13 protein-coding genes are annotated in these 15,699 nt (G+C 35.8%); 7 read left to right on the forward strand and 6 right to left on the reverse strand.

The annotated features are described in order from the left end of the window. The first annotated feature begins 190 nt into the window (after positions 1 to 190). The gene (locus QMO11_RS13725) at positions 191 to 574 is read left to right on the forward strand and encodes a hypothetical protein (RefSeq protein WP_282037801.1); all 384 of its coding nucleotides are present in this window, start codon (positions 191 to 193) and stop codon (positions 572 to 574) included. 292 nt (positions 575 to 866) lie between these two features. Here QMO11_RS13725 and QMO11_RS21985 read toward each other — a convergent pair whose 3' ends face one another. Further along, positions 867 to 1,016, reverse strand: coding sequence for a DUF4469 domain-containing protein (locus QMO11_RS21985; RefSeq protein WP_486660040.1), 150 nt, complete (start codon positions 1,014 to 1,016; stop codon positions 867 to 869). A gap of 142 nt (positions 1,017 to 1,158) precedes the next feature. Here QMO11_RS21985 and QMO11_RS13730 point away from each other — a divergent pair, with 142 nt between their 5' ends. Next, positions 1,159 to 2,268 carry a BamA/TamA family outer membrane protein gene (locus tag QMO11_RS13730; protein ID WP_282037802.1) on the forward strand — a complete coding sequence of 370 codons (1,110 nt, stop codon included), beginning with the start codon at positions 1,159 to 1,161 and terminating at the stop codon, positions 2,266 to 2,268. A gap of 64 nt (positions 2,269 to 2,332) precedes the next feature. Here the strand turns inward: QMO11_RS13730 and QMO11_RS13735 are convergent, their stop codons facing one another. Further along, positions 2,333 to 2,809 (reverse strand): hypothetical protein, encoded by a 477-nt coding sequence (locus tag QMO11_RS13735; RefSeq protein WP_282037803.1) that lies wholly within the window; start codon positions 2,807 to 2,809, stop codon positions 2,333 to 2,335. A gap of 182 nt (positions 2,810 to 2,991) precedes the next feature. On the opposite strand from QMO11_RS13735, the gene QMO11_RS13740 reads away from it, so the two are divergent. Further along, positions 2,992 to 3,942: a helix-turn-helix domain-containing protein gene (locus tag QMO11_RS13740; RefSeq protein WP_282037804.1), complete on the forward strand. Its 951-nt coding sequence runs from the start codon at positions 2,992 to 2,994 to the stop codon at positions 3,940 to 3,942. A gap of 1 nt (position 3,943) precedes the next feature. Here QMO11_RS13740 and QMO11_RS13745 read toward each other — a convergent pair whose 3' ends face one another. Continuing rightward, on the reverse strand, positions 3,944 to 4,765 hold the full coding sequence (locus QMO11_RS13745) for a DUF4249 domain-containing protein (protein WP_282037805.1): 822 nt from the start codon (positions 4,763 to 4,765) through the stop codon (positions 3,944 to 3,946). 11 nt (positions 4,766 to 4,776) lie between these two features. Further along, a complete protein-coding gene (locus QMO11_RS13750; RefSeq protein ID WP_282037806.1) occupies positions 4,777 to 7,092 on the reverse strand; it encodes a TonB-dependent receptor in 2,316 nt (771 codons plus the stop codon). A gap of 288 nt (positions 7,093 to 7,380) precedes the next feature. Here QMO11_RS13750 and QMO11_RS13755 point away from each other — a divergent pair, with 288 nt between their 5' ends. From QMO11_RS13755 to QMO11_RS13770, 4 genes are all read left to right on the forward strand, one after another. Beyond that, entirely contained in the window at positions 7,381 to 8,481 is a 1,101-nt protein-coding gene (locus QMO11_RS13755) for an efflux RND transporter periplasmic adaptor subunit (protein ID WP_282037807.1), read from the forward strand. Positions 8,482 to 8,500: 19 nt separating this feature from the next. Then, entirely contained in the window at positions 8,501 to 11,578 is a 3,078-nt protein-coding gene (locus QMO11_RS13760; protein WP_282037808.1) for an efflux RND transporter permease subunit, read from the forward strand. Positions 11,579 to 11,581: 3 nt separating this feature from the next. Next, on the forward strand, positions 11,582 to 12,931 hold the full coding sequence (locus QMO11_RS13765; protein WP_282037809.1) for a TolC family protein: 1,350 nt from the start codon (positions 11,582 to 11,584) through the stop codon (positions 12,929 to 12,931). A 100-nt stretch (positions 12,932 to 13,031) separates the two neighbouring features. Next, positions 13,032 to 13,259: a VF530 family protein gene (locus QMO11_RS13770; protein ID WP_282037810.1), complete on the forward strand. Its 228-nt coding sequence runs from the start codon at positions 13,032 to 13,034 to the stop codon at positions 13,257 to 13,259. A gap of 132 nt (positions 13,260 to 13,391) precedes the next feature. Here QMO11_RS13770 and eno read toward each other — a convergent pair whose 3' ends face one another. Both eno and QMO11_RS13780 read right to left on the reverse strand, forming a co-directional pair. Beyond that, on the reverse strand, positions 13,392 to 14,663 hold the full coding sequence (eno, locus tag QMO11_RS13775) for a phosphopyruvate hydratase (RefSeq protein WP_282037811.1): 1,272 nt from the start codon (positions 14,661 to 14,663) through the stop codon (positions 13,392 to 13,394). 72 nt (positions 14,664 to 14,735) lie between these two features. Continuing rightward, complete coding sequence (locus QMO11_RS13780) at positions 14,736 to 15,470, reverse strand: carboxypeptidase regulatory-like domain-containing protein (RefSeq protein WP_282037812.1); 735 nt, start codon at positions 15,468 to 15,470, stop codon at positions 14,736 to 14,738. Positions 15,471 to 15,699: the final 229 nt, after the last annotated feature.

A 15,699-nucleotide genomic window follows, 5' to 3' on the forward strand; every position in this document is an offset into this window, starting at 1 on the left:
AACATTAGGTAAACATAAACCATTAATTTTTATATTTTCGTGGAGTATAAAAATAGTAACCATAAAGATGTAATTACACATTTGATGGGATACATCTTAGTTATGGGCTAGCCAAATATAAACTGCAGAAAAAGAAGAATAACAAATGCTATTATTTCTATTAGGAGCTATAATTCTGTTAGCTATTTACATGATTAATAAAGAAAAGAATGAAGCTTCACGCTTATTTGAAGACGCTCGTATATTATTAGAAAGTGACATTGAAAATATAATTAAGAATGGACAAAAATTAGAATTTCCAAAGAATTGTAATGTTTACGTACTTAAAAAGGACTCAGATAGACTAACTAGTTTGATTGAAGTAATTGACGATATAAAGTTATCTACTTTGCAATATCCGAAACTTGAAAAGTATAATTCATTTATTAGGAATGGGAAAGAAAAGGAAATATTTACAACTGAAAAATCGAATCATTTATATCACCTAGTCAGTTGGACAGAGTTAGAAGTAGAATATTTGATTTTGGAGAAACCTAGAACAAGTTTTGATAATATATTTTTAAATCATAAATAAAGGCCAACCTACAATCGAGAAGAGCGCCGCCTGGCACTTAGCCTAGCGGAGACCCTCTCACAACAACGTACGTAAGGTTCTCGTATACGGCGTTTCTTTACATCATGGGGAACAATGTTTTTGTAGGTAAAATTTAGTGGAAAAAATCAGCCAGCAAGTTACATTATCATTTTTTATGGTGGTTCTATACTGTCTGTATTATTGCGCATAGTCGTGGTACAATTGTAGGTACGAGTAGGAAACAATATGTAGACAGTATAGGCGCAAATTTGCGCCAAGCAAAAAACGTATATTATCCTACGCTTAAAACAGTTTCAAAATGTTCAGATCGGGGCTCTTTTAACATCTTGCCCTTAGAATATTGCGTTACCACCTCAAACTCATAATCGCCAGCAGGCAAGGCTGGAATCAAAATAATAAGTTCTTTATTTTTGCTACTTATAACTTGGCATTTTGTGCGGTCGTAACTACAGAACTTGCTACAGAAAACATTCTTATAAGCTTATGCGTTAAACCTCATGAGTACTAAACAAACTTATTTTATTGCAGTAATACCCAACACTATAATCTGAAACGCTAATTATATGGTAAATAACTCTAATGCTCTACTCCACATTAACTTTAAATATGTCCTAATCATATTACTATTATTATTTTCGGTACCCGAGACCTATGCAAAAACAGAAAATGATAGTACTAAAAAAGTAAAAATTGCTGCTATACCAATTATTAACTACAATGCCTCGCAAGGTGCACTAATTGGGGCCTTAGGTCAGGCTTTTTATAAATTAAATGCACAGGATACTATTTCACCATCCTCATCAACAGGCCTATTTGGTATTTATACCACCAATAGTACCTTTTTCACGGCTTTATTTCAAAATCTATATTGGAACGAGGATAAGTGGAGGGCTAAAGTTGCTGCGGGTTTTGGTCAAATGAATTTTCAATATTGGCAACAGCTCCCCATTAACGATGGTGCTTTTGTTGATTTTAGTACAGATGCAACATTTGCCTTAGCCCGCATTGAACGAAAGGTGTTTAAACAACTGTACTTTGGTGTAGAAGGAACGCTATCAAAGGCTGAAACAGGTTTTGATTTGCCCGATTTTGTGCCCGATAGCATTAGGTATGATAGTAGAAATATGAATAACATTGGCATCCTTTTAAATTACGATTTGCGCGATCATCAAATGAATCCGTATAGTGGCTTTAATGTATCGTTTAAAAACTTAATTTATAAAACATGGCTGAATAGTGGCAATGATTTTAATAAAATAGAATTGGTGTACAACCATTACTATCCAATTAAAAACGAACGCAATATTATAGTAAGCCGATTTAAAACCTCAATTGCTTCGGGCGATGTACCTTTTCAAGGCCAAAGTGTAGTTGGGCAGGATGACATTAGAGGATACACTGCTGGTAAGTACAGAAACAATCAAATTTATGCGCTTCAGGCTGAATACAGATGGCGCTTCTATAAAAAATGGGGCATGGTGGGTTTTGCAGGACTTGCAAGTGCCGTTGAATCTGCTTCTGATTTGTTTTCAACTAGCTTGCTTCCTGGTGCAGGTGTTGGACTAAGATATATGATGATTCCTTCCGAAAGAATTAATGTGGGATTTGATGTTGCTGCAGGAAAAGACGATTGGGGTTTGTATTTCAGAATTGGTGAATCGTTTGGAAGATAAACCTCAATAGACTTTATCAATACAAAAAAATGGGAACCCTGAATTAGAGTTCCCATTAATATGATTAATATTCTTGATTAGTCTCTAATAATGGAACTTGGTTAGCTAACTTTGCTGATAACATGGCTTTAATCTTATTCTCAGTTTGTAAAAAGCGAATAGCCTTTTCTGTTGGGAGTATCTTTTTAAACTGCTTATAGTATTTCTTCTCAACTTTAGCAATCTTTATTTGCGCATTCATTATTGAAGTCCAAATCTCTTCTGCTGTTTCTAAATTTAATTCGTTGTGTTTGGTATCATACAGTTTAATCGCTTCTATTTTTGCACTTTGCAATTTACTGAGTTCTAATTCATATTTATCGTACAACTCCCAAAATGGCTGTTTTTCTTCGTCAGTTAGCTCCATTACTTGTGTTACTGTAGCTCGCTTTTCAGTTTTAAGCACACTATAAATTAAATCAAAATAAGCATCTGTTGATTGAGCTCTTGCACCCATAAAGCTACTCACTAAAATGCTCAATATTATTATTCCTTTCTTCATCATTCAAATATTTAAATTAATTGTTCGCAATAGTTTTATTGCCTAACACTCCGTTATTGTTAATACAAAACTACATTTTGAACGAAAGGAATACTTACAAGAAACCTTTAAAAACTTACACAAAACAATACTTTTAACAGCTAAAATTATATATTGTCTGTGGTTTAAAATGATAAAGTAGCATGATTCTATTTAGAGGCGAAGAAAGCATATTAACAGAGGTATTAAGCAATTTTAGCAAACAGATAAATGGCTCGTGGGATGGTGAAGAGCTCCTTGCTGATAATGCAAATGGTAAGTTTAACTTAATCTCATACAGCTATTTTAAAAACTGCTATTTAACTGTTGCTGAGATTAACTCCAAAGATGGTGTATTTTTTAAGGTGAATAATAACGACTCTGAAAACAGGGTTTTATTAAGAATTTTTCAGGAGGGTGTTTCTACTAAAGTGGATGGTTATGATCAAACAAGCCAAAATGAGATTCTATTATACAACAATCAACAAAATCTGGAATTCACAATAAATAAAAACACCAAAGTTAGATGGCTTACCTTAAGCATACCCGCCAGTAGCTTTGATTTAATGGCAAGTGAAAAAGATTTTGAACTAAAGAAACTCTTTAATAACCCAGAACCTTGGTTTACGCATTTCAATATTACCCCTGATATTGAAAATGCTTTAAGAACTATTTTTGATGTTTCGGATAATAAAACACTCAGGCGAAGCATATTCTTATCCCGAGTTATTGAGATATTGGGTATTTTAAGGGTTAAATTAGATGAAGTAAAATATGGGGTATCCTCAAATAAGAAGCAAGGTGAAATAGAAAAAATAATTAATTTGAAAAACCGATTATTATCCAACTATTCTGTATCTCCAAACATTAAGGAACTCTGTGAAAGTATGGCCATGAGTGAGACTAGCCTACAAAGAGCTTTCAAGGAAGTTTTTCATATGCCCATACTACAATTCTTTAATCAGAATAGATTAGATGAAGCACACCGACAAATCAAATACTCTAGTCGCACTATTACAGAAATTAGCATAGACCTGGGGTTTAGCCATATCCACCACCTAAGTAGTGCCTTTAAAAAACAATTTGGGTACTCCCCAAAATCATTACGCCAATAATTTAATCCTCGTCAGCTTCTAGAATTATAGAAGAAATGGCACTACTCTGAGCAGAAAAATACCCAACAGCATCATTACTAAAGTTGCCTTGAGGATTATAAGGGATGCTGCTACTTCCTCCACCAATGATATCGCCCAATTGCGTATAATAAGAATAGGTATCTTTATCTATTGATAACAATTGATAATTTACAGTATCTGTTAAATTAAACCTGTTGGCCACCATACCTATGGTAAACGTGAAGCCATTAAATAGTTGATCATCAAACACCAAAAATGCATCTGCATCATTAAGCAATTCTCTATTTACGTACCCCTTTAAGCGGTAATAGTTTTCTATTTCTCCATCATCGCTAAAATCAATGTCTACTCTGTAATCTCCAGGTCGGTCAAATACCTCAGGAAATGGATCATAAGTAGCATAAATAGTATCAATTGGTGTGACTCTAGGCATGGTACTTTCGGCAACAAACTCTTCCTCGTCAACTGTAACTGATAAGGTATAACTAGCACCCACCAAACCAAGAATGGAGCGGCTTTGATAAATGCCAGGGCTTTTTAATTTCAACTGCTCGGTGGCACCATAACTTGTGGATAATACAACTATTGCATCATCAATCAAGTGGTCTCCTAAGACTTCATCATAAGGCAATGAGCGACTAACCTTTACTTGAGCAGCACTCTCGTTTACAATAATTCCTTCAATTACTATTTTGGCATCTCCATCAGGCACATCCAATTGAATCACTTTTTCACATGCTGAAAAAAGACAAATAAAAAGAAGCCCAATAATATAGTTCTGAAAATTATATACTCGTTTCATATTATTAACTACTAAAAGGTGAAATTATAGGTTACTGATGGTACAAATTTAAATAGGGCATACTGAACTGCTTCAAGTGAGCCTGGTTTGCTTTCGCTCTCGCGGTAGCTAATGGAATAGGCATTTTCTCTTCCATACAAATTATAGATGCTGAAGTTCCAACTCGATTGAAAACGCTTTCGCTTTTTACCATCCACATTAAGTGAAACATCCATTCTATGATAATCAGGCATGCGTCCGCCATTTCTATCTGAATACAAAGGCAATACTTTACCATCCACCTCATAAACACCATATGGTAAAGTTACTGCAATTCCGGTATTATAAACAAAAGTGGCCGATAACGAAGTTCGTTTACTCAGTTGGTAGGCGCCAACTATAGAAAAATCGTGTGTTTTATCGTGACGTGCCGAGAACCACTCTCCGTTATTTATTTCATCGAACTGATTCATAGTTTGCGATAAGGTATAACTAAACCATCCTGTAAACAAACCCTTATTTTTCCTTACTAAAAACTCAATACCTTTTGAGTAGCCTTTACCATTTACCAATTCAGCTTCGTAGTTTTCATTCAAGATCACTTCGGCTCCATTTTTAAAATCGACTAAATCATTTAAGCTTTTATAGTATACTTCGGTAGACATTTCCCATACGCCATTTTCGGTATTATGAAATAAGCCACCACTATATTGATGTACTTTTAATGGTTTTACATTGGGTGTTACCGGAACCCAATAATCTGTTGGCTGCTCTGTGGTGCTATTGGCCAACAGATGCATATATTGAGTATTGTAGTTATAAGATGCCTTAAGCGAAGTGTTAGACGTTAGCAAATAAGTTAATGCCAAACGAGGCTCAACATTCCAATAGGTACTAGCCACATCTCCCTTTTCGTAAACCCGCTCATCAATTATATTCCCCTCATCATCATAGTCGCGATCAGTAAATTCACCTATTGTAGAAAAAGAGCTAAAGCGCAATCCATAACTGGCATTTAACCTTGCATTAATATTCTGTTTGTTGGATATGTAAAATCCGGTTTCTATCCCTTTCCTACTATCAACTTTTATATTATTGGTTGACTCACCATCGCTTATCAATTCCCCTGGTGCAAAACTATGGTGTATGGCATTAAAACCGAATTTTAAGGTATTATTTGGATTAGGATACCATGTAAAATCTTGCTTAAGGTTATAATCAACAATACCTGAAGTCATTCTTAAATCATTAAAACTCTCGGAATTTACCTTAAAATTATAGGCATAATTACTATAGATAAAAGAGGTATTAGAAAATAACTTTGGATTATAGATATGATTCCAACGAGCAGTACCTGTAGCATTGCCCCAATCCATACCCATATCTTCAAAGCCAAATTTATCCGAACCAAAATAACCCGATAAGAACAACTGATCTTTATCTGAAAATTTAAAGCGGAGCTTTGCATTTAAATCGTAAAAATATAGTTTAGTATCTTCAGCATCAGTTGCCAGCGGGGCAAAAATATCAGCATAAGTTCTTCGTCCACTTACAATAAACGATACTTTATCTTCTGCAATTGGCCCTTCTAAGGTTAAACGCGACGATATTAAGCCAATTCCACCTGAACCCTTAATCTCTTTCGTATTACCGTTTTTCATTTGAATATCAAACACTGAGGAAGCTCTACCTCCATATTGCGCAGGAATACCGCCTTTGTAAACAGTCATATCCTTAAGTGCATCAGAATTAAAAACTGAAAAGAATCCTAAAAGATGGGATGCGCTATAAACAGGCGCTTCATCGAGTAAAATAAGGTTTTGATCCGTTGCTCCTCCTCTCACGTTAATTCCACTCCCTCCTTCTCCCGCCGAAGAAATACCAGGCAATAATTGCATACTTTTAAATACATCGCGCTCACCAAATAGTACAGGCAACTTATTTACCTCTGCCATTTGCATCCGTTCCATACCAACATCTGTTGAGGATACATCTCTATCGCTTTTAGTACCAACTATATTAATTTCATCAATACTAGTTGTCTCAGGCTTTAGCTCAATATTTAATAATTTATCTTTCAATAAACTAACCTTTATCTGTTGAGCGGCATATCCTAAATAATCTGCTTTTATAGTATACTCTCCCGGTTTAACCGATAAAGAATAGAATCCATAGGTATTTGATGAAGCTCCTTCACTAGTTTCTTGAACAAAAACAGTGGCACCAATAAGTTCCTCGCCAGTGTTGGCATCACGTATTGTTCCGCTAAAGGTAACCTGTTGGGCTATTGAAGCGCAGGAAATCAAGCTAATAAATAGTAATAGTTTTAGTTTAAGTATAGAGTTCATGTGTTGTTTTTCAATAAATACAGCGCAAATAAATATACTATTCAATAGAAAACCTAAATTGTAACCATCAAACCTTATTTTTTTAATATGAATAGGTACTCATATCCGACCAAGTACCGTTTTATGATCTCAAGTTTAATTTTGAGCATACACCCTCTTTTTATTCTATACTACTTCTGATTTTTTTTACATTTTACAATGGATATAGCAACTAAAGGGCACTATTTTTGCAAAGCAAAACACAAATATTAATATCCATTTCCGTTAACAGACCGATTAAAAATAACCATGAACAAAAAAACAAAACGAATCCTATTAGGTAGTTTAGTTCTTCTTACTGCACTAATAATTGCCTTCCCTTATTTGCTTAAATTCTTTAATAATGAGGCTGAAACCATTGCACAAATTGTTAAACCCGACTCGAAAAAACCAATAACAGTTGAAGTTAAAGAAGTGCACTACCAGTTTTTAGAAGAGAAAATAAAAATGTCGGGAAAACTGCTTTCGAACGAAGAAGTGAGTTTGAAGCCTGAAGGTTCAGGAATATTAACGGATATCTACTTTGAAGAAGGGGACTATGTTGAGAAAGGTCAGCTATTGGCTAAATTGAATACCAGCTTGCTTGAGGCCAACCTTAAGAAAAGTCAATCTCGACTAAAATTGAATCTGGAAACAGAGAACCGTCAAAAAATATTGCTTGAAAAAAGAGCTATTAGTCAAGAAGAGTATGATATTGCGGATGCCGAACTACAATATATACAAGCTGAAATTGAACAGATAAAAGCCGAAATTGAGCAACTAAAAATCTATGCCCCTTTTTCGGGTCATATTGGATTACGAAATGCTAGTGTTGGCGACTTCCTAAATTCGGCAAGTACTAAAAGTATAGCTACTCTGTACGATAACTCTCCGATTAAACTTGAATTTGGGGTATCTTCTAAATATATATCGCAATTCGGAGTAGGATCAAAAATCTATTTTAACGTAGATGCCTTACCAGAAACTTTTGAAGCTAAGATATATGCGGTTGATAAAAAGTTAGATGAAGAAACCGGAACTTTAATAGCTAGGGCCAAAGCCGATAATAAACAACAAAAACTAGTGGCCGGATTATTTGCTATCATTGATATGGTTACCGTTAGTCATACCGATGCTATTATGATTCCAACGGGAGCCGTAATTCCTGAACTAAACAGACACAAGGTTTTTGTAGTAGAAGATTCGAAAGCTGTTGAACGTACCATAACTATTGGGATTAGAACCGCCAACGAAGTGCAAGTTTTAAGTGGTTTAGAAAAAGGTGATCAACTCATTGTAAAAGGTATAGATGCTTTGAGATCAGGCATAAAAGTAAAGCCCACTAACCTTATTGCCAATACAAAAAACTAACCTTTAGCGAATTATAAACATGAGTTTATCAGAAGTAAGTATAAAACGCCCTGTTTTAGCATCGGTGTTTTCAATTGCCATTATTCTATTTGGAGTAGTTGGTTATTTATCTCTAGGCGTTAGAGAATATCCGAGTACAGACTCTCCGGTTGTTACCGTTCGTACCAACTACAATGGAGCGAATGCCCAAGTGGTTGAATCGCAAATTACCGAACCCATTGAGGAAGCTGTTAATGGAATATCAGGGGTTAAGAACTTAATTTCATTCACCAAAGAAGGAATGAGTTATGTGAAAATTGAGTTTGATATTGACGTAGATTTAGAAACAGCAACCAACGATGTGCGCGATAAGGTTTCAGGAGCTGTGCGTTTGTTGCCTTCAGATTGCGACCCTCCTACTGTTGCTAAAGCGGATGACGAAGCAGTAGCTATTTTATCGCTTTCTATCTCCTCATCCGAAAGATCATTGCTCGACCTTAGTCATTATGCCAATAATGTAATTAAGGAAAAACTACAAACCATAAAGGATGTTAGTGAGGTGCAAAACGTTGGTGAGCAACTTTATGCTATGCGTATCAGGATAGATCCGTATAAATTAATCGGCCACAAACTTACGCCCAAAGATATACGAGATGCCATCAAACGCGAAAATGTAGAGCTACCTTCAGGGGCAATTGAAGGTGAAGCCATAGAAATTACCATTAAAACCTTAGGGAGGTTAAATACACCCGAAGATTTTAAGCGTTTAATTCTTAAAGAAAGTGGCAATAAATTTATCCGACTTGAAGATGTTGCGCATGTGGATTACGGCGCAAAAAACGAACGTACCATTCTTCGAAGAAATGGCATTCCGGCAACAGGCCTTGATATAATTCCTTTGCCAAACTCTAATAGTATTGAAGTTGCAGATGAGTTTTACCTTCGTTTATCAGAACTACGAAACAACCTTCCTGATGATATTAAATTAGACATTGACTTTGATGCCACCACCTATATTCGCAAATCAATATTGGAAGTGAAAAATAGTATTTTCATTGCTTTCCTATTAGTGGCCGCTATCATTTTCTTATTTCTTCGCGATTGGCGAAGTAGTATCATCCCATTAATTACCATTCCCATTTCCTTAATCGGAACATTCTTTGTCATGTACTTATTTGGCTTTTCCATTAATGTGCTTAGCCTACTGGCCATTGTATTAGCTATTGGTTTAGTTGTTGATGATGCCATTGTTGTACTCGAAAACATCTATGGAAAGATAGAAGAAGGAATAGCCCCAATGCAAGCTGGGCTAAGGGGTAGTAAAGAAATTTATTTTGCAGTTATCGCAACCACCATTGCTTTGGTAGCTGTTTTTCTTCCAATCATTTTCTTGGATGGAATGGCAGGACGTTTATTCCGCGAGTTTTCTATTGTTTTAACAAGTGCGGTTATTATCTCCTCCTTTGTTGCCTTATCAATAGCACCTATGCTATCGACTAAACTATTACGAAAACGCGAAACACCAACAAAGTTTTATAGTTGGACTGAGCCCTTTTTTATAGCCCTCACAAACGCCTATGCAAAATCGCTTACTACCTTTATGAAAGCCAAATGGCTGGCCATTCCAATCATTATAATTTGTACGGTTCTTATCGGAAAATTGTACAATTTAATACCCGAAGAATTGGCTCCTCTAGAAGATAGAAGTGAATTAAGAGTTAACTCAACGGGAGCAGAAGGAACCACCTTTGAGTCGACAGATAGATATGCCCTTGACTTATGGAATATGATACAAGAGCAAATTCCAGAAGAAGATCGCGATGCTGTGACAATGACTACTGCTCCGGGTTCAGGTTCAACTGGTACCAACCAAGTGAGAACAACTATCCGCTTTGCAGATATTACCAAACGAGATGTGTCACAAGCCGAATATGCAACTAAAATAAAAAAGGGATTATCTAACGTAATAGGATCTAAAACATCCGTAGTACAGCCTCCAACAATTGGTTCAATGCGTGGAGGGGCAGATATCATGTATATCCTATTAGCCCCTACTCTAGATGACTTGATGGAGAAAGCACCTGACTTTATAGAAGAGGCTCGTTTACAACCTGAATTCTCCTATGTGGATACCGATTTAAGCTTCTCTAAACCAGAGTTGCTACTTACAATCGATAGAGACAAAGCTAAAACCATAGGGGTTTCAGTAATGGATATTTCCGAAACCTTACAATTGGGTTTAAGCGGTCAGCGCTACGATTACTTTTTGATGGAAGGACGCCAATACGAAGTAATTGGTCAGCTTGAAAGAGAAAAACGATCATCGCCCAACGATTTACAGGCTGTTAATGTGCGCAGTCAAACTACAGGGCGCCTGATTTCATTAGATAACTTTATTAACCTCGAAGAATCATCAGATATACCGAAACGCTTCCGCGACGATCGTTTTATATCGGCCGTTGTTAAAGCCAACCTAAATGATGGCTACATGCTTGGAGATGGTATTGATGCACTAGATCGGGTGAAGGATAAAGTATTAAATGATAGATTTAGCAGTAAACTACGTGGTAATGCGCAAGAATTAAAGGAAAGTTCAAACAGTTTATTGTTTGCATTTTTGTTTGCCATTGCCCTAATTTACCTTGTTTTAGCAGCACAATTTGAGAGTTTTAAAGATCCATTCATCATCCTGTTAACTGTTCCTTTAGCTATTTTTGGTGCCTTAACGTCTATGTGGTTATTTAACGAGAGCCTGAATATATTTAGCCAAATTGGGGCCATCATGCTAATTGGATTGGTAACTAAAAATGGTATTCTTATTGTTGAATTTGCCAACCAAAAAAAGCAATCGGGCATGCATCGCAATCAGGCGATTATGGAAGCAGCTTCATCACGATTTCGCCCAATATTAATGACTGCTCTATCCACAATATTTGGTACTCTACCTTTAGCTATGGCAACTGGTGAAGGAGCTGCAAGTCGCCAGGCTATGGGAATTGCAGTTATAGGAGGTATGTTTTTCGCATCTCTTTTAACCCTTTACATTGTACCGTCTATTTACACTTATTTATCAAGTAAAACAGCGCTTGTTGAAGAGCTAGAATCTGATAAAAATTAAACTATGCAACTTTATAAAACAATAAGTACAATAATAGTATCATTTATTATTGGTGCCCCTATTTTAGCACAAGATTTAAATGACAGTTTAAACTTAAAAGTAGTACTTGCAACAGCACTAGAAAATAACTTCTCCATCAGAATTAATAACAATAACATGGAGATTAATAAAACCAATAACACCCTTGGTAATGCGGGATTTTTACCCACCATTGGTGTTCAATCGTCATACTCTTCAGCACATAAAGATGTGGAGCAAAAATTCTTTAATAGCGATGAGATCAGAACTATTGAAGATGGTAAGCGAGATGTTTTTGACCTAAGAGGCGGTTTAAACTGGACGTTGTTTGATGGTATGGGAATGTTTGTGAGTAAACAACAATTAAATGAGTTTGAGCAAATGGGTGAATTTACTGCTAAAATTGCCATTGATAATATTGTGGCTTCAGTAAGTGATTTGCATTATTCAATTGTAGTGGAAGAATCCAAACTTAAAGTATTAGAGGAAGTGCTTGAAGTATCGGATCAGCGAAAAAAGATTGTGAAAGATAAATATGATGCCGGAAGAGCTTCGTATCAAGAGCACTTAGCTGCGCAAGTGGATTACAATGCGGATAAATCTTTATTAATCAGACAAGAGAATTTGGTAAAACAACAAAAGATCACTTTGCTGAACATGCTTGCTGTTGAAGCCGATTTAAATGTATCGTACAATACTAATGATTCACTTAAGGTGCTTGAGCTGATAAACCTTCAAGATGTGATTATGCGTTCAAGCCTCAATAATCCATCTTTATTAGTAGCACAACGCGAACAAAACATCGCCTATTTAGGCATAAAAAAGGTGCAAGCAGAACAGTTTCCGGCTCTTAACTTTGCTGCTGATTATGGATATATGTACTCAGATGCCTCATATGGTAACCTCTCATTAAGTAAAGAATTTGGTCTGTCTTATGCCTTTACACTATCATGGAATATTTATGATGGAAGTAATGTAAAACGCAGAAAAAAGGTGGCACAAATAGAACACGAAAACAGCCTATTGGCAATGCAAGAAAGAGAATTACAGCTTAAGAACGAAATTATTTTGGCTTACCAGAACTACCAAAACAACCTAATATTAGTAGATCTTGAAAGTGACAATAGAAAAATTGCGGAGCAAAATGCCACCATTGCCTTGGATAGGTATAAAGTTGGGCGATCTGATTTTATAGAGTTCAGACAAATGCAAACAAACTATGCTGAAGCATCGAACAGATATTTAGATGCCTTATATACAGTAAAGCTTAATGAAAATGAGCTTTTAAGACTTAGTGGTGATATTACAAAAACCCTATTAATGTTAGATAATTAGCATTTAAATTAAACGTGAAAGCTTGAATAATTGACAAATAACATAGCACCGATTACGGTATGTACTTGTCTCTTCTATAAAATCTATTATATTGCCAACTATGAGCGAAAATACAAATAAGGACCCTTTACATGGTGTAAAATTAGCAGATATGCTAGAACAATTGGTTGAGGAATATGATTGGGATCAACTTGGTGCGGTAATCAATATTAGATGCTTCAACTTTGACCCCTCAATAAAATCGAGCCTCAAGTTTCTGAGAAGAACGCCTTGGGCACGTGAAAAAGTAGAACAATTATATTTACGCATGGTGCAATCTAAAGGATAATGTAATAATTGTCTACCAGGAAGTTTCCGCATAGAACTCAATCTCAAGTTAATAAAAATGAATGCATATTAGATATTCAGAATAATTGCAGGGTCTTACAAACACCGCAATTATTCTAATTAAATATAGAAGTTATTTCCAACGGTATTCAGAGCGTCCTTTTAACTCATGCTCTATTTCTAATAATCGATTGTATTTTGCAATTCTTTCTCCTCTACAGGCCGAACCTGTTTTTAGATGTCCTCCATCCATCGCCACAGCAAAGTCTGCCAAAAATGTATCTTCAGTTTCTCCTGAACGGTGCGATAAAAAATACCTCCAACCTGCCTCACGACACATTCTAACAGCTTCGATAGTTTCAGTTACGGTACCAATTTGGTTCAGTTTAATAAGAGCCGAATTTGCAGTACCTTTCTCAATACCTTTTGAGATATATTTTGTATTGGTAACAAAAATGTCGTCTCCCACAACTTCAATCTTGTCGCCAAAACGCTTTGTGAATGCTGCAAAACCATCCCAATCACCTTCGCTCAAAGGGTCTTCCCATAAAATAATCGGATATTTCTTAATCCAATCTTCAGAAAGATTAATCAATTCATCAGTTGTCATTTTACCTCTACCAGACCATGCTAAATTGTAATTATTGTCTAAATCTGGCGAAATGGAATTTGCTGCACTATCAATAGCAATGGAGAGGTCGACGCCCGGTTTATAACCCGTTTTCTCAATAGCTTCTATTATTAATTCAATGGCAGCTTCATTGCTTTCGCAGTTGGGGGCAAATCCACCCTCATCGCCTACGCTTGTAGCCAATCCTTTTTTCTTTAAGATTCCTTTTAATACATGGAAAGTTTCTGCAACATAACGTAAACCTTCTGTAAAAGATTGAGCCCCATGAGGAACAAGCATAAACTCCTGGAAATCTACACTATTATCGGCATGCTCTCCACCATTTAAAATATTCATACAAGGCACAGGTATTCGAACTGCCCCTGTTCCTCCAAGATACTCATATAAAGGAATGTTACTCGATTTTGCAGCTGCTCTAGCAACAGCCATTGACACTCCTAAAATTGCATTGGCACCAAGTTTTGATTTATTTTCGGTACCATCTAGTTCTATCATTGAATAATCAATATCCTTTTGGTCAATTGCATTTTTCCCAATTAAAGCCTTTGCAATAGCACCATTTACGTTTGCAACTGCCTTTAAAACTCCTTTTCCACCATACCTTTTGTCACCATCTCTCAATTCATTTGCCTCGTTTTGACCTGTTGAAGCACCAGAAGGAACCGAAGATGTAGCTCTTGTCCCATCTTCTAATTCTACATAAGTCCTAACCGTAGGATTACCTCGTGAATCTAGAATTTCTAGCCCGGAAATTGATTTAATTGTTTTTTTCATAAGTACTAATATTTTAAAGTAATAAGTAGTTCTTGTGCAATGCTAGTTAAGGTTGTTAAGTGATAATATTCATTATGGTACAACAAATGATACAGCAGCAGCAGCGTTTGTATTTAGGTTTGAAAAAATCCTTCTACCTAAATCAGAATCATCATATTCATTACTATAAAATGAATCTCCATATGCTTTCACATAAACGGTTTGACCGGTAGAAAAACCAGCACTAATTAAATCACTTTGTGAAAGAGTAGTTAAGTGTGGATTATTATGAGACACGAGGCCGGGTGAGTAATATGAATAGTTTTCATTGCTAACATTTGAATCTATAGAAAGGAAGTATCGAACATATCGAGCGTTCTGGTTATTTCCAGGAGGATCAGTGGTAATTGAGACTTGAATGTCATTTCCAATTACACTCGTTGAAAGCAAAGTAACTTGAGTAGTAGAAGTTTCCCCTAGTGATGGGTTTTGAATAATTTTTGTAGAAGAACCTGTGTCTTTGTGTTCAATTCCAAACTTTTTGTATGTACCATATCCTGATTTCTCATAGATAAGCGAATAAGTCCCAAAGGGCACATCAGATAGTGTAAAATCACCATCGGCATCCGTTGTTGCAGAGATTTCTGTTCCCTCGACTTGAATTGTCATACCTGAATTATCGATTTGTGTAACACCTTCATCATACAAGTTTACAGAGCCAATTATATTTGCTTTTGTAGCTGGTTCTTCGGCAGGATCTTTATCGTTATTACAGGAGGCGAGTACTAGTAGGGTGATTAATCCAAAGCTCAAATGATACAATTTCATAGTTTTAAAATTTATGAGTTAATAACTTTTTGTCCTATAACAATTTATTAAAGTATTTTGTTTGCATATCATGATGCAACGTAAGCAATTTTAAAAATTAAACTAATCCTAATACTAGGGCTAAATATTCAAACAAAATCAGAAAATGGCACCATACTGGTAAACGCTAAAACTGCACTGATTTACGGATAGAAGAATAAGAAGATAGACTATTGCTTTATTGGTGGTA

It is taken from the genome of Saccharicrinis aurantiacus (assembly GCF_947489045.1).
GTDB lineage: Bacteria > Bacteroidota > Bacteroidia > Bacteroidales > Marinilabiliaceae > Saccharicrinis > Saccharicrinis aurantiacus.

What these genes read in the sequence shown, in the direction of transcription:
- QMO11_RS13725 (WP_282037801.1), top strand. Translation starts at nt 191, where the DNA reads ATGATTAATAAAGAAAAGAATGAAGCTTCACGCTTATTTGAAGACGCT.
- QMO11_RS13730 (WP_282037802.1), top strand. Translation starts at nt 1,159, where the DNA reads ATGGTAAATAACTCTAATGCTCTACTCCACATTAACTTTAAATATGTC.
- QMO11_RS13735 (WP_282037803.1), bottom strand. Translation starts at nt 2,809, where the DNA reads ATGAAGAAAGGAATAATAATATTGAGCATTTTAGTGAGTAGCTTTATG.
- QMO11_RS13740 (WP_282037804.1), top strand. Translation starts at nt 2,992, where the DNA reads ATGATTCTATTTAGAGGCGAAGAAAGCATATTAACAGAGGTATTAAGC.
- QMO11_RS13745 (WP_282037805.1), bottom strand. Translation starts at nt 4,765, where the DNA reads ATGAAACGAGTATATAATTTTCAGAACTATATTATTGGGCTTCTTTTT.
- QMO11_RS13750 (WP_282037806.1), bottom strand. Translation starts at nt 7,092, where the DNA reads ATGAACTCTATACTTAAACTAAAACTATTACTATTTATTAGCTTGATT.
- QMO11_RS13755 (WP_282037807.1), top strand. Translation starts at nt 7,381, where the DNA reads ATGAACAAAAAAACAAAACGAATCCTATTAGGTAGTTTAGTTCTTCTT.
- QMO11_RS13760 (WP_282037808.1), top strand. Translation starts at nt 8,501, where the DNA reads ATGAGTTTATCAGAAGTAAGTATAAAACGCCCTGTTTTAGCATCGGTG.
- QMO11_RS13765 (WP_282037809.1), top strand. Translation starts at nt 11,582, where the DNA reads ATGCAACTTTATAAAACAATAAGTACAATAATAGTATCATTTATTATT.
- QMO11_RS13770 (WP_282037810.1), top strand. Translation starts at nt 13,032, where the DNA reads ATGAGCGAAAATACAAATAAGGACCCTTTACATGGTGTAAAATTAGCA.
- eno (WP_282037811.1), bottom strand. Translation starts at nt 14,663, where the DNA reads ATGAAAAAAACAATTAAATCAATTTCCGGGCTAGAAATTCTAGATTCA.
- QMO11_RS13780 (WP_282037812.1), bottom strand. Translation starts at nt 15,470, where the DNA reads ATGAAATTGTATCATTTGAGCTTTGGATTAATCACCCTACTAGTACTC.